This is a genomic window from Streptomyces sp. NPDC079020, from assembly GCF_044542225.1.
Taxonomy (GTDB): Bacteria; Actinomycetota; Actinomycetes; order Streptomycetales; family Streptomycetaceae; genus Streptomyces.
The window spans coordinates 292,608-310,836 of record NZ_JBITUB010000007.1 but is presented as its reverse complement, the minus strand read 5'-3'; the positions used below and the strand labels follow the sequence as shown (position 1 = coordinate 310,836).

Annotated in this window: 16 protein-coding genes and 1 tRNA gene; 9 read left to right on the top strand and 8 right to left on the bottom strand. The window is 72.8% G+C overall.

What is annotated here, in order from left to right:
- Positions 1-95 precede the first annotated feature (95 nt).
- The 8 genes from ACIGJO_RS17455 to ACIGJO_RS17420 are packed head-to-tail and all read left to right on the top strand — an operon-like array spanning position 96 to position 8,500.
- Entirely contained in the window at positions 96-1,217 is a 1,122-nt protein-coding gene (locus ACIGJO_RS17455; RefSeq protein ID WP_399958773.1) for an inositol-3-phosphate synthase, read from the top strand.
- Positions 1,214-2,446 (top strand): SCO3242 family prenyltransferase, encoded by a 1,233-nt coding sequence (locus ACIGJO_RS17450; RefSeq protein ID WP_399958771.1) that lies wholly within the window; start codon positions 1,214-1,216, stop codon positions 2,444-2,446. Before ACIGJO_RS17455 ends, ACIGJO_RS17450 begins: the two co-directional genes overlap by 4 nt.
- Entirely contained in the window at positions 2,443-3,300 is an 858-nt protein-coding gene (locus tag ACIGJO_RS17445; protein WP_399958769.1) for a sugar phosphate isomerase/epimerase family protein, read from the top strand. Before ACIGJO_RS17450 ends, ACIGJO_RS17445 begins: the two co-directional genes overlap by 4 nt.
- Entirely contained in the window at positions 3,294-3,959 is a 666-nt protein-coding gene (locus tag ACIGJO_RS17440; protein ID WP_399958767.1) for an EboA domain-containing protein, read from the top strand. Before ACIGJO_RS17445 ends, ACIGJO_RS17440 begins: the two co-directional genes overlap by 7 nt.
- Positions 3,959-4,807, top strand: a complete 849-nt coding sequence (locus ACIGJO_RS17435; RefSeq protein WP_399958765.1) for a TatD family hydrolase — start codon at positions 3,959-3,961, stop codon at positions 4,805-4,807. Before ACIGJO_RS17440 ends, ACIGJO_RS17435 begins: the two co-directional genes overlap by 1 nt.
- A 4-nt stretch (positions 4,808-4,811) precedes the next feature.
- Positions 4,812-5,987 carry a metabolite traffic protein EboE gene (gene eboE, locus ACIGJO_RS17430; protein ID WP_399958763.1) on the top strand — a complete coding sequence of 392 codons (1,176 nt, stop codon included), beginning with the start codon at positions 4,812-4,814 and terminating at the stop codon, positions 5,985-5,987.
- Positions 5,984-7,381 carry a nucleotide pyrophosphatase/phosphodiesterase family protein gene (locus tag ACIGJO_RS17425; protein ID WP_399958761.1) on the top strand — a complete coding sequence of 466 codons (1,398 nt, stop codon included), beginning with the start codon at positions 5,984-5,986 and terminating at the stop codon, positions 7,379-7,381. The genes eboE and ACIGJO_RS17425 overlap by 4 nt, the downstream gene beginning before the upstream one ends.
- Positions 7,382-7,435: 54 nt before the next feature.
- Positions 7,436-8,500, top strand: a complete 1,065-nt coding sequence (locus ACIGJO_RS17420) for a sugar phosphate isomerase/epimerase family protein (protein ID WP_399958759.1) — start codon at positions 7,436-7,438, stop codon at positions 8,498-8,500.
- Between the two features lie 205 nt (positions 8,501-8,705).
- Here the strand turns inward: ACIGJO_RS17420 and ACIGJO_RS17415 are convergent, their stop codons facing one another.
- Positions 8,706-10,010: a DUF2254 domain-containing protein gene (locus tag ACIGJO_RS17415; RefSeq protein ID WP_399958757.1), complete on the bottom strand. Its 1,305-nt coding sequence runs from the start codon at positions 10,008-10,010 to the stop codon at positions 8,706-8,708.
- A 242-nt stretch (positions 10,011-10,252) separates the two neighbouring features.
- Here ACIGJO_RS17415 and ACIGJO_RS17410 point away from each other — a divergent pair.
- Positions 10,253-10,340: transfer RNA gene (locus ACIGJO_RS17410), tRNA-Leu, on the top strand.
- 15 nt (positions 10,341-10,355) lie between these two features.
- Here the strand turns inward: ACIGJO_RS17410 and ACIGJO_RS17405 are convergent.
- The 7 genes from ACIGJO_RS17405 to ACIGJO_RS17375 form a co-directional block, all read right to left on the bottom strand.
- The gene (locus ACIGJO_RS17405) at positions 10,356-11,852 is read right to left on the bottom strand and encodes an amino acid permease (RefSeq protein ID WP_399958755.1); all 1,497 of its coding nucleotides are present in this window, start codon (positions 11,850-11,852) and stop codon (positions 10,356-10,358) included.
- A 211-nt stretch (positions 11,853-12,063) separates the two neighbouring features.
- Positions 12,064-12,852: an N-formylglutamate amidohydrolase gene (locus ACIGJO_RS17400; protein ID WP_399958753.1), complete on the bottom strand. Its 789-nt coding sequence runs from the start codon at positions 12,850-12,852 to the stop codon at positions 12,064-12,066.
- Positions 12,853-12,948: 96 nt separating this feature from the next.
- Positions 12,949-13,929, bottom strand: coding sequence for a sphingomyelin phosphodiesterase (sph, locus tag ACIGJO_RS17395; protein WP_399958751.1), 981 nt, complete (start codon positions 13,927-13,929; stop codon positions 12,949-12,951).
- Between the two features lie 115 nt (positions 13,930-14,044).
- Complete coding sequence (locus tag ACIGJO_RS17390; protein ID WP_399958749.1) at positions 14,045-14,773, bottom strand: class F sortase; 729 nt, start codon at positions 14,771-14,773, stop codon at positions 14,045-14,047.
- Positions 14,774-14,858: 85 nt separating this feature from the next.
- A complete protein-coding gene (locus ACIGJO_RS17385; RefSeq protein ID WP_399958747.1) occupies positions 14,859-15,296 on the bottom strand; it encodes a hypothetical protein in 438 nt (145 codons plus the stop codon).
- Positions 15,297-15,461: 165 nt separating this feature from the next.
- Positions 15,462-17,414, bottom strand: coding sequence for a sensor histidine kinase (locus ACIGJO_RS17380; protein WP_399958745.1), 1,953 nt, complete (start codon positions 17,412-17,414; stop codon positions 15,462-15,464).
- Positions 17,407-18,126, bottom strand: a complete 720-nt coding sequence (locus ACIGJO_RS17375; RefSeq protein ID WP_399958743.1) for a response regulator transcription factor — start codon at positions 18,124-18,126, stop codon at positions 17,407-17,409. The genes ACIGJO_RS17380 and ACIGJO_RS17375 overlap by 8 nt, the downstream gene beginning before the upstream one ends.
- Between the last annotated feature and the right edge of the window lie 103 nt (positions 18,127-18,229).

Genomic DNA, 18,229 nt, shown 5'->3' with positions numbered 1-18,229 from the left:
CGGCCACCTCTGCCGACGGCGGGCGGGGGAGGCTCACACACCTTCCCCCGCCCGTCGTCCTCCACCCCTCTTCATCCCCCCAGGGAGGCAGCCCCGTGACCGCACGTGCCGTTCGTACCGGAGTCTGGTTCATCGGAGCACGCGGCTCCGTCGCCACCACCGCCACCACCGGCTGCGCCGCCATAGCGGCGGGTCTCCACCCGGCGACCGGCATGGTCACCGAGACACCGCCCTTCGCCGACGCCGGACTGCCACCGATGAACTCCCTCGTCTTCGGCGGCCACGACACCATCGACTGCCCCCTGCCCAAGCGGGCCGAGGCACTGGCCGCCGGAGACGTCCTCCCGCACGGTCTGCCCTCCGCCGTCCGCGCCGAACTCACCAGGGCCGACGCGGAGATACGGATCGGCGGACCCCTCCCCGGCGACACCCGCACCGACGCCGAACTCATCGCGGCGTTCACCGCCGACCTCACCGACTTCACCCGGCGCAACGAACTGGCGCGCACCGTCGTCATCAACGTCTCCTCGACGGAACCCGCCCCCGGCGCGGACGACCACGGGCTCCCCGCCAGCACCCTCTACGCCGCCGCCGCGCTCCGGGCCGGCTGCCCGTACGTCAACTTCACCCCCTCCACCGGACTGCACAGCCCCGCCCTGCGGAGCGCCGTCGACACCTGCGCGCTTCCCCACGCGGGCCGCGACGGCAAGACCGGGCAGACACTGCTCCGTTCCGTGCTCGCCCCGATGTTCCTGCAGCGCGCCCTGCCCGTACGGGCCTGGTCCGGCACGAACCTGCTCGGCGGCGGGGACGGGGCGGCGCTGGCCGACCCGGCCGCGGCCGCCGCCAAGAACGCGGGCAAGGAACGCGTGCTGGCCGACACCTTCGGAACGGCCCCCGAGGGCGAGGTCCACATCGACGACGTCCCCGCGATGGGGGACTGGAAGACGGCCTGGGACCACATCGCCTTCGACGGATTCCTCGGCTCCCGGATGATCCTCCAGACGATCTGGCAGGGCTGCGACTCCGCCCTGGCCGCACCGCTGGTCCTGGACCTGGCCCGGCTGCTGGCCCGCGCCCACGAGGCCGGGCTGACGGGACCGCGGCCGGAGCTGGGCTTCTACTTCAAGGACCCCGACGGCGGCTCCCCGGCCGCCCTGGCCGAGCAGTACGCGGCCCTGCTGGCCTTCGCCGGACGGCTGCGGGGGCAGCGGTGAAGAGGCGACTGCCGGGCGTCCCGGCAGCCCTGCTGACCGCGGTGACCGGACTGCGGTCCGCCACCGCCACCGCCGGGACCGGGACCGGGGCCGTGCGCGCGGGTGAGGTCACCGCCCCTACAGACAGCCTGTCCGGTGCGGGCGGGACTGCGCCCGCACCGGACAGGCGTACCGGGCCACGCGGTGGCCGGGCCCGTGCGTGGGCGGAACTCCTGCGGGTGTCCGCACTGTTCACGGTGCCCGGCGACGCGCTGGCCGGCGCGGCGGCGGCCGGACTGCGCCCCGGCCGGGGCACCGCGCTCGCGGTGGGCGCCTCGCTGTGCCTGTACGAGGCGGGAATGGCCCTGAACGACTGGGCGGACCGCGACGAGGACGCCGTCGACCGCCCGCACCGTCCGATCCCCTCGGGCCGGATCACGCCCGCCGCGGCACTGGGGGCGGCCGGTGCGCTCACGGCCGCCGGACTGGCCCTGGCGGCCCGCGCGGGGCGCCCCGCGCTCCTGGTGGCATCGGGCCTCGCGGCCACCGTCTGGGCGTACGACCTGCGGCTGAAGCACACGAAGGCGGGCCCCGCGGCGATGGCCGCGGCGCGCGGGCTCGATCTGCTCCTGGGCGCGGCCGCGAGCGCCGGAGCAGCCGGCAACGTTGCCGGGCGGGACCGGGACACCGGACCCCTCGCGGCGCCGCCCCGCCCGGGTGCCGCCGCACCGCGCCCCCTGCCCGCCGCCCGCTCCGCGCTGCCCGCCGCCGCGCTGCTCGGGGCACACACCTATGCCGTCACCGCCGTATCCCGCAACGAGGCACAGGGCGGATCCACCGTGGCGCCGCTCGCCGCGCTCGGCGCCACCGCGGCGTTCGGCCTCGCCGCGGCGGGCGCGCGCCACCGGGCCGGGGGACCGCCCCCGGCCCCCGGCCGGTCCGGTCCGGAGTGCCACCCCGGCGGGCCGCCCCGTGCCACCCCGGCCCTCGCACCCGCACCCGCCCCGGACCGGCTGCTCGCCGCAGCCCTCGCCGCCGCCTACCTCCGTACCGCCGCGCCGCCCCTCCTGCACGCGGCCCTCAACCCGTCCCCGGCCCTCACCCAGCGTGCGGTCGGCGGCGGCATCCGGGCCATGATCCCGCTCCAGGCCGCACTGGCCGCACGGGCCGGGGCACCGGCTGCCGCACTCGCCGTCATGGGCCTCGTCCCCGTCGCCCGGAAGCTCGCACGGAAGGTGAGCCCCACATGACCCTCCACCTCGGCTACGGCACCAACGGACTCACCGACCTCCGGCTCGACGACGCCCTCGCGCTCCTCGCCGACCTCGGGTACGAGGGAGTCGGCCTGACGCTCGACCACATGCACCTCGACCCCCTCGCCCCGGACCTCACCGCCCGCACCCGTCAGGTGCGGCGCAGGCTGGACGCCCTGGGGCTGGGCGTCACCGTGGAGACCGGGGCCCGCTACGTCCTCGATCCCCGCCGGAAGCACGGCCCCTCCCTCCTCGACCCGGACCCCGACGCCCGCGCGGCCCGCACCCGGCTGCTCGTACGGGCCGTCGACGTGGCCGCCGGCCTCGGCGCGCACGCCGTGCACTGCTTCAGCGGCATCACCCCACCGGACACGGGGGAGGACACCGCCTGGAAACGGCTCGCCGAGGCGCTCACCCCCGTCCTCGAAGCCGCCGGAAGCGCCGGCATCCCGCTCGCCATCGAACCCGAACCCGGGCACCTCCTCGCCACGCTCGCCGACTTCCACCACCTCCGTACGCTCCTCGGGGACCCGGCCCCCCTCGGACTGACCCTCGACATCGGCCACTGCCAGTGCCTGGAGGAGGCCTCGCCCGTGGAGTGCGTCCGCGCGTCCGCCCCCTGGCTCCGCCATGTCCAGATCGAGGACATGCGACGCGGTGTCCATGAACATCTCCCCTTCGGAGACGGCGAGATCGACTTCCCGCCGGTGCTCGCCGCACTCGCCGAGGCGGACTACCGCGGCCTCACCGTCGTCGAACTGCCCCGCCACTCGCACGCGGGGCCCGAACTCGCCCGCACCTCCCTCGACTTCCTCCGCGAGGCCATGGCGAAGGGAGCCCATCCGTGCTGAAGTCCCGCGAGGAACTGGAGGGCGAGCTGGGCGGAGCCGCCAGGGCCTGGCTCCACGAAGCGCTCGCCGAGGCCGCGCACGACGCCGCCACCGGCCTGACGGGCCGGGCCCCGGAGAGCAGCCCGTACGCCGCACCGCCCTGGGAGCTGCGCTACGCCGCCGCCGGCCGGCACTGCGGACTCGAACACGCCGACTCCGTACGCTCCCTCCTCCTGACCGAGGCACGGGCCGGCCTGCCGTCCGTGACCCGGCTCTACGAGCAGGGCACCGCGGCGGAACGGCGGGCCGTCCTGCTCACCCTGCACCGGCTGGCCCTCGGCGCCCTCGCCCTCCCGCTCGTCGAGGACGCCCTGCGCACCAACGACACCCGGCTGGTCGCCGCGGCGGTCGGCCCGTACGCCGCGGAACACCTCGACCCGCACGGCTGGCGGCACGCCGTCCTGAAATGCCTGTTCACCGAGGTCCCCGTCGAGGCCGTCGCCGGACTCGGCCGCCGCGCCCGAGGTGACGCCGAACTCGCCCGGATGCTGGGCGACTTCGCTGCCGAACGCACCGCCGCCGGCCGCCCCGTACCCGCCGGTCTGCGCACCGTCCTCGCCCTCGCACAGGCCCCGGCCCCCGGGCCCTGCGCGCCCGCCGCCCCCACGGAGGAGTCCTGATGCGCATCTTCGACCCCCACATCCACATGACGTCCCGGACCACCGACGACTACCGGGCGATGTACGACGCCGGGGTGCGCGCGCTCGTCGAACCCTCCTTCTGGCTCGGCCAGCCCCGCACCTCGCCCGCCAGCTTCTTCGACTACTTCGACGCCCTGCTCGGCTGGGAGCCCTTCCGCGCCGCCCAGTACGGCATCGCCCACCACTGCGCGCTCGCCCTCAATCCCAAAGAGGCGAACGACCCCCGCTGCACCCCCGTCCTGGACGCCCTGCCCCGCTACCTCGTCAAGGACTCCGTCGTCGCCGTCGGCGAGATCGGCTACGACTCCATGACCCCCGCCGAGGACACCGCCCTGGCGGCCCAGCTCCAGCTCGCCGCGGACCACGGGCTGCCCGCCCTCGTGCACACCCCGCACCGCGACAAGCTCGCCGGACTGCGCCGCACCATCGACGTCATCCGTGAATCGCACCTCCCCCCGGAGCATGTGCTGCTCGACCATCTCAACGAGACCACCGTCAGGGCCGCCGCCGACAGCGGCTGCTGGGCCGGCTTCTCCGTCTACCCGGACACCAAGATGGACGAGGACCGGATGGTCACCATCCTCCGGAACCACGGCACCGAGAAGATCCTCGTCAACTCGGCCGCCGACTGGGGCCGCAGCGACCCGCTGAAGACCCGCAAGGTCGCCGACGCCATGCTGAAGGCCGGATTCACCGAGGACGACGTCGACCAGGTCCTCTGGCGCAACCCCGTCGCCTTCTACGGACAGAGCGGCCGGCTCCAGCTCGACACCCCCGCCCCCGCCCCGCTCCACGAAGGCAACTCCATCCTGCGCGGCGGGGAGTGAGGCGATGCGATTCCGCCACCCCGACGGCTCCACCGTCCACCTCTCCTACTGCACCAACGTGCATCCCGCCGAAACGCTCGAAGGCGTCCGTGCCCAGCTGCGCGACCACAGCGAACCGGTACGCAGACGCCTGGGCCGCGACCGTCTGGGCATCGGCCTCTGGCTCGCCCGCGACGCCGCCCGGACGCTGGTCAACGACCCCGCCGAACTGCGCTCGCTGCGCGCGGAACTGGACCGCCGAGGCCTCGAAGTGGTCACCCTCAACGGCTTCCCGTACGAGGGCTTCGGCGCCGAGGAGGTCAAGTACCGCGTCTACGCGCCGGACTGGACCGACCCCGAGCGGCTCGCCCACACCACCGACCTCGCGCGCCTCCTCGCCGCTCTGCTCCCCGACGATGTCACCGAAGGCACCATCTCCACCCTGCCGATCGCCTGGCGCACCCCGTACGACGGCGACACCGCCGCGCCCGCCGCCGCGCGCAAGGCCCTCACCACCCTGGCCCAGCGGCTGGACGTCCTCGCCGAACTGACCGGCAAATCGGTCCGGATCGGGCTGGAACCCGAACCGGGCTGCACGGTGGAGACCACCGCCGACGCCATCACCCCGCTCACCGAGGTGGGCCACGACCGGATCGGCATCTGCGTCGACACCTGCCACCTCGCCACCTCCTTCGAGGACCCCGGCACCGCGCTGGACGCACTGGCCGCGGCCGGAGTGCCCGTCGTCAAGTCCCAGCTCTCCGCGGCCCTGCACGCGGAACACCCGCACCTGCCCGAGGTGCGCACGGCGCTCGCGGCCTTCGCCGAGCCCCGCTTCCTGCACCAGACCCGGACCCGCACCGCCACCGGGCTGCACGGAACCGACGACCTCGACGAGGCACTGACCGGCCGGACGCTCCCCGACAGCACCCCGTGGCGCTCCCACTTCCACGTACCGCTGCACGCCCCGCCCGCGCCCCCGCTCACCTCCACCCTCCCCGTGCTCCGGGACACCCTCGCCCGGCTGGTCGGCGGCGCAGCGCCGCTGACCCGGCATCTGGAGGTCGAGACGTACACCTGGCAGGCACTGCCCGCCGAGCTGCGGCCCAGGAACCGCACCCAGCTCGCCGACGGCATCGCCGCCGAACTCACCCTCGCCCGCGACCTCCTGGTCGACCTCGGCCTCAAGGAGCTGCCATGAGCACCCCCGCGAAGGACAGCGCCCCCACCCCGCTCCTCGTCATCGACGTCGTCGGCCTCACCCCCCAGCTCCTCGCCCATATGCCCAACCTCCGGGCCATGGCCGCGTCCGGTGCCCAGGCGCCGCTGTCCACCGTCCTGCCCGCCGTCACCTGCGCCGCCCAGTCCACCTTCCTCACCGGGACCACCCCCGACGAGCACGGCATCGTCGCCAACGGCTGGTACTTCCGCGAACTCGGCGACGTCCTGCTCTGGCGCCAGCACAACGGACTCGTCGAGGGCGACCGGCTCTGGGACGCCGCCCGCCGCGCCCACCCCGGCTACACCGTCGCCAACATCTGCTGGTGGTACGCGATGGGCGCCGACACCGACTACACGGTGACCCCGCGCCCCGTCTACTACGCCGACGGCCGCAAGGAACCCGACTGCTACACCCGGCCCCCGGCCCTCCACGACGAGCTCACCGACAAGCTCGGCACCTTCCCCCTCTTCCACTTCTGGGGGCCCGGGGCCGACCTCGTCTCCTCCCAGTGGATCATCGACGCCACCCGGCACATCCTCGCCACCCGCACCCCCGATCTGGCCCTGTGCTACCTGCCCCACCTCGACTACGACCTCCAGCGCTACGGTCCCGACGACCCGCGCTCCCACCGTGCCGCCGCCGACCTCGACCGGGCCGTCGCCCCGCTGCTCGCCGACGCCCGCGCCGAAGGCCGTACCGTCGTCGCGCTCTCCGAGTACGGCATCACCCGCGTCGAGCGGCCCGTCGACATCAACCGGGCCCTGCGCCGGGCGGGCCTGCTGGAGGTCCACACCCAGGACGGCATGGAGTACCTCGACCCGATGGCCTCCCGCGCCTTCGCCGTGGCCGACCACCAGATCGCCCACATCTACGTACGACGACCCGAGGACCTCGAAGCGGCCCGGGAAGCCCTCGCGGACCTGCCCGGCATCGAGCGGCTCCTGGACGACGAGGGCAAGAAGGCCCACCACCTGGACCACCCCCGCTCCGGCGAGCTCGTCGCCGTCGCGGAGAAGGACGCCTGGTTCACGTACTACTACTGGCTCGACGACGCCCGCGCCCCCGACTTCGCCCAGCTCGTCGAGATCCACCGCAAACCCGGCTACGACCCCGTCGAGCTCTTCATGGACCCCGAGGACCCCTACGTCCGGGTCAAGGCCGCCACGGCCGTCGCCCGCAAGAAGCTCGGCATGCGCTACCGCATGGCGGTCGTGCCGCTCGACCCCTCACCCATCCGGGGCAGCCACGGCCGCCTCCCCACGAGCGACGACGAAGGTCCGCTCATCCTCTGCTCCACCCCCCACGCCTTCCCCGGCCGGGTCCGGGCCACCGAAGTGAAGTCCCTGCTTCTCCGGCTCGCCGGACTGCACTGACAGCCCGGCCGGACCCGCTCATCCACCAGGTCTCATCAAGGGAGTCACGTGACCATGAGCCGCACCCCCGAGGATCTCGAACTCGCGAGCAGACTCAGCCGCCGCAACATCCTGGGCGTCGCCGCGGGAGCCACCGCGGCCACCATCATCGGCGCCGCCGGCGCCTCGGCCGACAGCCGCGACCCGTCCGCCGCCGAGAGCCGGGGCAAGGGCCACGGCAGGGGCCGGCCCGTCCTGCCCCCCGGCCGCCTCGGCATCCAGCTCTACAGCCTCCGCGACAAGATCTCGGCCCTGGGCTTCGCCCCCGTCTTCGCCGAGCTGGAGAGGTACGGGTACGACGAGATCGAGTTCGCCGGATACACCCAGGCCACGGGCGGTGCCCTCACCCTCGCCCAGCTGAGGAGGCTGGCGAGGGACCACGGCCTGAACCCCATCGGCAGCCACGTCGGCCACTCCGACGACAACAACCCGGGGGCGTACACCTTCGCCCAGAACCTCACCAAGGTCCTGGACGACGCCCAGGCACTCGGACTCAAGCACATAGGAACGCCCTCCGGGCCCTTCCGCTACGGCTCCACGGTGGACGGCTGGAAGCGCGTCGCCGAGGAGTTCAACACCTACGGCGCCGCCGCCCGCGAGCGCGGCATGAAGTTCTACCAGCACAACCACGCCGAGGAGTTCTCCTTCGCGACCGACAGGCCGGACGTACGCCTCTACGACGTCCTGCTCGCCGAGACCGATCCCGACCTGGTCTATCTGGAGATGGACATCTACTGGGCCTACTGCGCCCAGTTCCGGTTCTCCAGGCGGGCGGACGGCACCCCGGCCCCGCTGGACCCGCTGAAGTACGTCCTCAAGCACCCCGACCGATACCCCCTGTTCCATGTCAAGGACGGCGTCCGCGACGACACCGCGCGCGACGGCTACCGCATGTCGGACGTCGGCGACGGAGACATCGACTACCGGTCGTTCCTGTCCGAGGTCACCCATCGGACCCACCGGGGCCGCACCTACCACCACTGGCAGACCGAGCACGACAACCCGGCCGACCCGACGGCCTTCGCCCGCAAGTCCAGCGAGCACCTCCACTCGCTGCGCGAGGGACGCTGCGGGGACTGACGGCAGCGCGCACACACCGGCACCCGGGCCGGCCCTCCCCGTACGCAGGGGAGGGCCGGCCCGCCGCGAACCGCTCGGCCGGTCTCCGCACCCGGCGGTTCCGGGAGCCCCGGCCGCTTCACAACCAGCGCGGTGTCCACGATCCGGCACGCGAACCCATGTCCTTGCCGGACGGCACCTGGACGGCGCTGCCGGGCAGGTTCCCTCAGCCGATTCCCTGATGGTCCGGGGACAGCGCGAACGCCCGCTCCGCGGCCTCGGGCACCGAGCGCTCCACCGCCTGCGTCAGCAGCGCACGGTGTCTGAGCAGCGGTTTCCTCCGGTCGGCGGGAGCGAGCAGCAGAAGATCGTCGATGCCGGCCAGCAGTCGTCGGGACACCTGCGGGCTGTCCGCCGAGCACCGCCGGATCTCCTCGAACGCGAGGTCCACCAGATCCGTCCACTCCGGCACGTCCTGGACGAGCCGCACACGCCCGGCGCCGTCGCGGTGGTGCACGGCGCCGAGCGGCAGGCGGACCACGGCCGCGAGGAACTGCACGACGCGGTCGAGGCACTGCACGGCGGTGGTCGGGTCGTTCACGGCGGCCGACAGGGCCCGCAGCGCGATGTCCGAAAGCTGCCGCAGCCCGAAGGCGAGGTCCTGGTGCGGGGTGCGCTCCACCCCGACCGACACCGTGTACGCCAGCGCGTGCCGGGGCGGCGCGGCCCCGCCGTGGACGGCCAGGACCGGCGTCCCCGGCACCACGAAATCCCCGATCCGCGGGATGAGCCGCAGGACGATGCCCTGCCGCCGCGCGGCCCGCACCAGCCGCGCCACGTTCACATCCCGCAGTACCCCCGCCCGCCCCGTGTGCATCACCCGCGCGGTCTCCGGCGCGAGGGGTTCCTCGGACAGGGGCGCACGGGGCATCCGCCGGATCACCCGCAACGCCTCGCGCGTGATCCGGTCGGTGACCGGACCCACCTGCATGAGCCGCAGGGTGGCCGACACATAGGCGATGAAGAGCAGCAGGCTCAGGCCGAGCAGCGCCAGCGTCAGCATGCTCTGCACCAGCGGCACGGAGGTCACCCGGCGGGGGTCGGCCTCACTCTCGTAGGAGGTCAGGACCAGCAGGGAGAACAGGAACGTCGCCAGGAACACCGTCAGGGTGAGCTTGCTGATGCGGCTCCTGACGAAGATCCGCACCACCCGGGGCGTGAGCTGCCCGCTCGCCATCTGCACCGCCACCAGCGAGATGCTGAAGACGACACCGATGAAGGTCATCATCGCCGAGCTGATGGTGGTCACGATCGTCTTCGCGTCCTGCGCGAACGACATCAGGTCGCCGAGCTCGGTGTACGCCCGCTCCGCGCGGAGATGCGCGACGATCTCCGTGTCCAGCGAGGAGGCCGCCCACCACAGCACGAAGACGCACACGAGCCCCAGGGTCGGCGCGAACCAGAACGTGTCGCGCAGATGCTCGCGCAGGGGAGACAGCGCGAGGGGCCTTCGATAGCCGCGATCACTCATGAACGCGAAGGTAACGGCGCCGGCCCCGCGCACGGCGGACATCGGCGGGCAACCGGCACGCCGCGCGGCGCACACGGCCGTCATGACCTTCCGTGACCGACAAGTGACGGAGCGGCCGGACTGTGCCCCGAAGGTCCGCGGCACCGCACTGACCACCGGATATGCAGGTGAGAGGCGCGCCGAACCCCTGGTATTGTTCTCTTTGTCGCCGCGGGGAAAACACCGCGAACGGCAGACACCTTGTCCGGGTGGCGGAATGGCAGACGCGCTAGCTTGAGGTGCTAGTGCCCTTTATCGGGCGTGGGGGTTCAAGTCCCCCCTCGGACACCAGCAGGAGACCCCAGTTCATCTGGGGTCTTTTCGCGTTCCGGGGCCGGGGCGGGCGTCCGGGCGCTCGCGGGCGAGTTCGCCCACCCGGGCGCGGACGACGAACCAGCCTGCGACGAGGGCGGCCGCGATCAGTGGCAGGAGCGACACGGTGGTGCGGCCCACTCCGCCGCCCCACCACATCAGGAAGGCGACGCAGAGCAGGAAGAACAGGGTGACGATCTGGGTGTACGGGGCCCAGGGCAGCCGGTACGAGGGGCGTGCGACGCGGCCGTCCAGTGAGCGGTGCCAGAACAGCAGGGAGCAGAGCATGATCATGCCCCAGGTGCCGAGGATGCCGATCGACGCGAAGTTGAGGACGATCTCGAACGCCTCCCCGGGCATGACGTAGTTCAGCCCGACACCGAGGACTCCGAAGCCCGCGGTCAGCAGAATGCCGCCGTAGGGGACCCTGCCCTTGTTCATCCGGCCGGTGAACGCGGGCGCGGAGCCCGCCAGGGCCATGGACCGCAGGATGCGGCCGGTGGAGTACAGGCCGGAGTTCAGGCTGGACAGGGCCGCGGTCAGGACGACCAGGTTCATCACACCGGCCGCCCCCGGAACGCCCAGTCCGTCCATCACCGTGACGAACGGACTCCGGTCGTCGGAGTACGAGGTGTAGGGCAGCAGCAGGGCGAGCAGCACCACCGAGCCGACGTAGAACAGACCGACGCGCCACATGATCGAGTTGATCGCCCTGGGCATGACCTTCTCGGGTTCGCGGGTCTCGCCCGCCGCGACGCCGCACAGTTCGACGGAGGCGTACGCGAACACGACCCCCTGGATCACCAGCAGCATCGGAAGCATGCCGACGGGGAAGAGCCCGCCGTTGCCGGAGACGGTGGCGAACCCCGGGGTGTGGCCGTCCACCGGGTGCTGGGTCACCACCAGGAAGATGCCGATCAGCATGAAGGCGACCAGGGCGGCGACCTTGACGATCGCGAACCAGAACTCCATCTCACCGAAGTACTTCACCGAGATGAGATTGGCGGCGAGTACGACGGTGAGGGCGATCAGGGCGAGCGTCCACTGCGGGACGTCGCTGAACATGCCCCAGAAATGCGCGTAGGTGGCGGCCGCGGTGATGTCGGCGACCGCGGTGGTCGACCAGTTCAGGAAGTAGAGCCAGCCGGCCGCGAAGGCGCCCTTCTCGCCCATGAACTCACGGGCGTACGAGACGAAGGCGCCGGAGGAGGGGCGGTACAGGACCAGTTCACCGAGCGCGCGGACGACGAAGAACGCGAAGACACCGCAGACCGCGTAGGCGAGGGCGAGGGAGGGGCCCGCTCCGGCCAGCCGCCCGCCCGCGCCCAGGAACAGTCCCGTGCCGATCGCGCCGCCGATGGCGATCATGTTGATGTGGCGGGAGGTGAGGTCCTTGCTGTACCCGGCGTCACCGGCGTCCACATGGGGGGAGCCGCCCGCCGCCGGTGGGGCGGCGGCGGGCGGACCGGCCGCGGGGGTGCGGTCATTCATGGACGGGATTCGCCTTCGTGAGGGGAAGGTTGGCGTTCCCGGCCAGGTCCGGCGTGGGGGTCGTCACCGTGGCGGGCCCTATGGCGCCGGGCCGGGGAATCCTGCGATTCTGGCAGTGCGCGGTGCCGCTGAGGAATCGAACTGCGGTACTTCAGAGGTTGTGCAGAGGTGAAGCAAGGCGATGGTCACACCGGGGTGCGCCGGAGCGCGGCTACGCCCCGGCGACCAGTTCGGCCAGTGCCTCGGCCAGTTCGCGCAGGCCCGGACCGGCGGCGCCGCCCGGCTCGGACATATACACATCGCGCCGGATCTCGATCATCAGCGCGCTGACCCGCGGGTCCTTGCCGTAGTGCTTCAGCGGTACGTAGGTGCCGGGGAAGGGGCTGTCGAGCCCCGTTCCGCCGAATCCCGCGAACGCCGACTCGGCGCGGGCCAGCAGCTCCGGCGGGGTGTGGAAACCGTCGGTCCCCAGGCAGACCGGCGGGCGCGGCCCGTCGCCGTGGAGTTCGTAGGGGAGCGGTGCGCTCGGGTACGAATGGACATCGATCACGACGGCGCGCCCCGCGTCGGCCAGGCGCGCGTCGACCGCCGCGGTCATCGCCCGGGCGTACGGGTGGAAGTAGCGGTCGATCAGAGGCTGGGGATCCATGCCGCGCGGGCGCAGGCGTTCGCGGTGCGTGGTGTGGGTGTAGACGGCGCCCATGCCCACGGCCAGCATCTCCTCCCGGTCGTCCGGGAACCGTTCGGGATCGACCACGAGCCGGGAGAGGCCGTTGACGAACCGCCACGGGGTGAGCGCGCAGGCCGCGGCGGCCCGCTCCGCCAGCTCCGCCGTGTGGGAGTCCGTGATGTGGTCGAGTTCCCGCTCCAGGGCGGCTCCGTCCAGGACGATTCCGTCCCGGACATGCGGCGGCAGCGCCCGCGAGGAGTGCGGTACGTGCAGCAGTACGGGTGACCCGGCCGCTCCGGGGATCAGGTCGAACGGGTGGGTAGCGCCCATGGGGAGGTTCCTTCGCGGGGACGGCATGCGGACTGCGGCGAGGAGCCTGCCCGTCCGGGCCGGTCCTCGCCGCAGTCCGATTGTCCTCCGGAGGGATTACCGGCCCGACGCGACCACCGGGTAGTGGTCGGAGAGGTTCGTGTATGTGTAGTCCTTGCCCCAGCTGGAGACGGTCCAGGGTGCGCTCTGCTCCTTGACCACCTCGTTGGTCCACCCGGAGGGCTTCGCGTGCCCGGCGCGGTGCAGGACGTGGTCCAGGTCCTCCCGGGGGTCGTCGGGGTAGCGCTCGGAGGCGATCGAGTTGTCCCTGGTGTCGAAGGAGTACGGGTGCCCCGTCCGTGCGTCGGCGGCGCTCAGGCCGGCGTCGGCGAGCAGCGAGGCGTACTCGGAGGAGTGGAAGTCCACGTTGAAGTCGCCTGCCACGATGACCTGTTCGGAGGCGGGGATCCGCTTGGCGTCGAGGAAGGCGTCGATCTCCTTGAACTGCCGGCTGCGCGTCTGCGCCGCCTGGCCCGCCGTGCACCCGGGGTCCGTCGACTGGGCGTGGGTGCCGACGATATGGACCGGGGTGCCGTTCACGTTCAGCTCGGCGTAGGCGAAGCCCTTGTTGGAGAACCAGTCACCGCCACAGGCGTCCTTGAACACGTACTGCTCCTTGCGGACGATCGGCCAGGTGCTCAGCACGCTCACCCCGCCGTCCTCCGGTGTGGTGGCCGAGTACGATCCGCCGGTCGCGTCCCAGCCGCTCCTGCTCCGGCCCACCACCGGGGTCTGGTACGGGTACTGGGCGGACGCGTTGCGCAGCAGGGCGTCGGAGGCCGAGTTGTCGAACGCCTCCTGGAGCACGACCACGTCGTTGCCGCGGAAGAACGAGGTCTTCGGTATCTCCGCCACCCGGTGGTCCTGGCCCCAGTTGGGATACAGAGTCTTGCTGAAGATGAACGCGTTGTAGGAGAGGACCCGCAGTGACGGCGTTTCGGCGGCCGCTGCCTGCGGGGTGCCGACGGCCAGTGTGACGGCGGTGAGCGCGGCGGACAGGGTCACGCCGGAGAGGCGGCGGAGCGCGGTGTGCGGCACGAGGTCTCCTGGTTCTGCTGAGGGGGTGGGCGGGTGGCACCCATCAAAGCAGGACTGGTTACCCGCCGGTAGACTCGGGATGCCGGCGATCTTTACGTCCGGCCGACATCCGGAGTCAGCGCAGCTCGGCGTAGACGATCAGGTTGTCCACGGGATGCCCGGCCGCGTCGAAGTCGCCGTCACAGGTGATCAGACGCAGCGTGCTGCCCTCGGTGGCTCCATAGACCTTGTCGGTCGGGAAGGCCTTCTTGTCGACGGTCTCCGTACCGGTGACCGTGAAGTGGACGTTCTTCCCCGCCTTGTCGCGGACGACGACATCGGCGCCCTCGCGGATCTTCCTCAGGTTGTGGAAGACGGCCCGGCCGAACCGGGTGTCGTTGTGGCCTATCAGTACGGCGGCCCCGGGCTCCCCGGGAACGGCGCCACCGGTGTACCAGCCCACGGTCATGCCCTGCTCGGCGGGCGGGACCTCGACGGTGCCGTCCGCTTGGAGACCGAGCCGCATGATGGTGCTGTTCACGCCGATGGAGGGGATGGACACTCCGGCGGGGTGCGCCTGCCCGGCCTTCTCCCCCTGCGGAGAGCCGCCGGACGGTTCGGACGCCGTACCTGCGGAGCCGGTGGAGCCGGAGGACCCCGTGGACCCGGCGGACGAGGACGCGGTGGCGGCCGGCGGCGCGGCGTCGGGCGGGGTGGCGGAGCAGCCGGCCAGCGCGGCGCAGACGGCGACAGCGGGCAGTATTCCGGCGGTTCGCCGGAACGGGCGGTGCGCGCGGGACGGCACGCGGTGCGTGGCGGAGGCCGGACGGTGCGTGGGGGAGAGCGGGTGGTGCGTACGGAACACGGGTACTCCAGTAGGCGGGACAACGGCCGACCGTGGCGCCGTCCGGTGAGGACGACGCCACGGTCACTGGTGAGTGGTGGGCGGATCAGCCGTTGCGGTGGGCCGCGGAGCGGCGGCGCAGGACGATGGTGCCCGCGCCGGCGAGCAGGACCGCACCGGCGGCCGACCCGGCGAGAGCGGTGGTGCCGTCCCCGCCGCCGACGGGGCGTTCACCGGCGGCCACGCCACCACGGGGGGTGACGGCGGGCCGCGTGGTCCCCGCCCCTTCCTGCCCGGGCCGCGCTTCCTTCACCGCCGGGGCGGGCCGGTCACCCGCGGCGACACCGCCACGGGGCTTGGCCGACGGCTGCGGAGCGTCCTTGGCGTCCACGCCGGCCTTCGCGGGGGCGGGCGACGGCGCCTCCACACGCGGGGAGGCGGGCTTGGGCGTGGTGTCCGCGAAGGCCGCGGCCGACGGCACGAGCACCGCACCGGCCGCGACGGCGACGAGCACGGCGGCACGCAGGGAGAGACGAGCGGTCATACAGATGGCTCCAATCCAGCTCGGCCCCGTGACATCTCCGGACGGTGGTTCGCACCGGGTACGGGGCATGCGGCCAGGCTGGCGTGAAGTTATGAAGAAGCTGTCAGAGCGCTGTGGTCATCCCATCAGCGCCTCCGGCCGGCCTTCTCTTCTCCGCCCTTTGCGTCAGCCCCCCGGGCTGCCGGTCCCTGACATGCCGGTCCCTGACACGCCGGTGCCCGTCATACCGGCCCCTGCCACGGGCAGCCGGAGGGTGAAGACCGAACCGGCACCCTCGGTGCTCGTCGCGCTCGCCGTACCCCCGTGCGCCTCGGTCAGCTTGCGGACGATGGCCAGCCCCAGGCCGCTGCCGCCCGTGCGGCGGCTGCGGGACTTCTCGGCGCGCCAGAAGCGGTCGAACACATGGGGAAGGTCGTCGGGCCCGATGCCGTTGCCCGTGTCCACGACCTCGACGACGAGGTGCTCCCCGGACGCGGAGCCGTACGAACGCAGGGTGACCCGCCCGCCCGCCGGGGTGTGGCGTACCGCGTTGGAGACGAGGTTCCCCACGGCCTGCCGCAGCCGGACGGGATCGGCGTCGGCGGTGAGCCCGGGGACCGTGTCCACCGTCAGCGTCACGCCCGCGGTCTCGGCCTGCACCTGGTGTGCCGCGGCCACCTGCCCCAGCAGCTCCGCGACGCGCAGCCGCTCGGGGTGCAGCCGCAGCACGCCCGCGTCGGCCGCGGCCAGGTCCTGGAGGTCGTCGATGATGTGCTGCAACTGCACCGCCTCCTCCAGGAGCGAGGAGACGAACGCCGGATCGGGATCGGCCAGACCGTCCTGGGCGGCCTCCAGCCAGCCCCGGATGTTGCTCAGCGGGGTGCGCAGCTCATGCGCGACATCGCTGACCATGGCCTTGCGCTGTTCCTCCAGCCGCGCCCGGTGCGCGGACATGTCGTTGAAGGCGCTGGCCAGCCTGCCTATCTCGTTGTCCGCGGTGACGGGAACCGAGGCCGGTTCCTCGCCGTCGCGCATACGCTGCGCGGCGCCGGTCAGCGCGCGCAGCGGGCGTACGAGCCGGGCGCCCGCGAGCACCGAGGCGCCCACGGTGAGGGCGAGCACCAGGGCGGCGGCACCGGCGATCTTGGCGGTGTTCGCCGGGGAGAGGTCGAAGCCGGGAACGGTGGTGCCGCCCTCGTCGCCGATGAACAGCAGGGCGGGCGAGGCCACATAGGAGCTGAGCTGTTCGCGGCGCGCCGTCCCCACGCACGAGGCGATGGCCCGGTCGCCCTCACTCGTGTGCGTGGTCGGCCTCACGGCAGGGGCGGGCAGTTTCACATGACCCGCCGAGGGCACGGGCCGGGCCTCGGAGTCCTGTGCCCAGGAGAGATCCTGGTTCAGCCGCACAGCGTCCCGGCCCTGGCGTTTCAAGCAGGCGTCGGCCAGCTGGTTGAGGGCCCCGAGCGCCCGCTGTTCGGTGCGGGTGGGTTCCTCCAGCGTCCCCGGGTCGCACCGGGCGCCCCGCACCCGCTCGGGGTCGTTGCCCACGACCTGGATGCGGGGCCGTCCGCTCGGTTCCACGACCACGTCCGAGGCGATCCCCGCCCGGCTCAGGCACACCACACCCCGGTCGGCGGTCCGCCGCAGCGCCGTACGCTCCGCCGCGGACAGCCTGAACGGCCCGACCGCACGCGCGTCGACCCGGTCGTCGGCCGTACCGGAGCGGCCGGCGCTCTCGGGTGCCAGCACCGTGTCCACGGACAACGGGTCGACGACCGCGGACGCCTGGGGAGGCAGCGCGGCCGGCGTCCGCCCGGTGGCGGAGTCGGCGAGGGGCTGCCGCCCCTGCGTGGTCAGCGCCACCCTGCGCCCGGACTGTTCGGCCAGCCGCTCCACGGTCGGCCCGACGCCGTCCCAGGTGGAGTTGAGGGCCGCGTATCCCAGCAGCGTGTCGTAGATCCGTGCGTCGGCCGTGAGGTTCCGCCCCTGTTCCTGCCTGATCGCCCCGGAGGTGGTCTGCACGGCCAGCCACGCGGTCGCCGCCACCGAACAGGCCGCCACCAGCGCCGATACGCCGAGCAGCCGTCCGAACAGGCTTCTGCGCAGCGGCAGCCGGTCCGGGCCGCGCCCGCTAGGCACGCCGGATTCCCTTCTCGGGGTCCGTCAGCTTGTACCCGACACCGAAGACCGTGAGCAGTCTGACCGGCCGGCGCGGGGCGGGCTCGATCTTCTTCCGCAGGTTCATGATGTGCACATCGACGGTCCGGTCCCCGATGTACCGGTCGAAACCGTGCAGCTCCTCCAGGAGCCGCTGCCGGGTGAAGACCCGGTCGGGCTGGGCGGCCAGAGCGGCCAGGATGCGGAACTCACCGGGGGTGCACTCCACCCGCCCACCGCCCACCGTCACCTCGTGCCGGTCGGGATCCACCGCCAGCGCGCCCACCCGCAGCACCCGGTGCTCCGGAACCGGGACCGCCCCCGGCCGCCGGGTGCGGCGCAGCAGCGTACGGACCCGCGCCATCAGCTCGCGCGGACTGTACGGCTTGGTCATGTAGTCGTCCGCGCCCAGGTCGAGCCCGAGCAGCAGGTCGTCCTCCGTGGTGCGGGCCGTCAGCATCAGCACGGGCAGCTCCCGGCACTCGGCCCGCAGCACCCGCACCACGTCCAGACCGTCGGCCCGCGGCATCATGACATCGAGCACGAGCAGGTCCGGCTCCTGATGCCGTACCTCATCGAGCGCGGCGAGCCCGTCGCCCACCACCCGCACGGAATGGCCCTCCCGTTCGAGGTAGCGGCGTACCAGTTCGGCCTGCTTCGCGTCGTCTTCGGCGACTATGACGTTTGCGCACACGCGGTCGATCGTAGGTGAGTGCGAAGTACGGCCCGGAGTCCGGGCGGCGGCGCCACCCCTCCCGCCGTCACTTCCCGTACTCCGCCCCACCCGCGGAATCCGC

Coding starts and splice junctions, on each gene's coding strand:
- eboE (WP_399958763.1), top strand. CDS start 4,812: ATGCGATTCCGCCACCCCGACGGCTCCACCGTCCACCTCTCCTACTGC.
- ACIGJO_RS17420 (WP_399958759.1), top strand. CDS start 7,436: ATGAGCCGCACCCCCGAGGATCTCGAACTCGCGAGCAGACTCAGCCGC.
- ACIGJO_RS17425 (WP_399958761.1), top strand. CDS start 5,984: ATGAGCACCCCCGCGAAGGACAGCGCCCCCACCCCGCTCCTCGTCATC.
- ACIGJO_RS17400 (WP_399958753.1), bottom strand. CDS start 12,852: ATGGGCGCTACCCACCCGTTCGACCTGATCCCCGGAGCGGCCGGGTCA.
- ACIGJO_RS17445 (WP_399958769.1), top strand. CDS start 2,443: ATGACCCTCCACCTCGGCTACGGCACCAACGGACTCACCGACCTCCGG.
- ACIGJO_RS17385 (WP_399958747.1), bottom strand. CDS start 15,296: ATGACCGCTCGTCTCTCCCTGCGTGCCGCCGTGCTCGTCGCCGTCGCG.
- ACIGJO_RS17415 (WP_399958757.1), bottom strand. CDS start 10,010: ATGAGTGATCGCGGCTATCGAAGGCCCCTCGCGCTGTCTCCCCTGCGC.
- ACIGJO_RS17435 (WP_399958765.1), top strand. CDS start 3,959: ATGCGCATCTTCGACCCCCACATCCACATGACGTCCCGGACCACCGAC.
- ACIGJO_RS17405 (WP_399958755.1), bottom strand. CDS start 11,852: ATGAATGACCGCACCCCCGCGGCCGGTCCGCCCGCCGCCGCCCCACCG.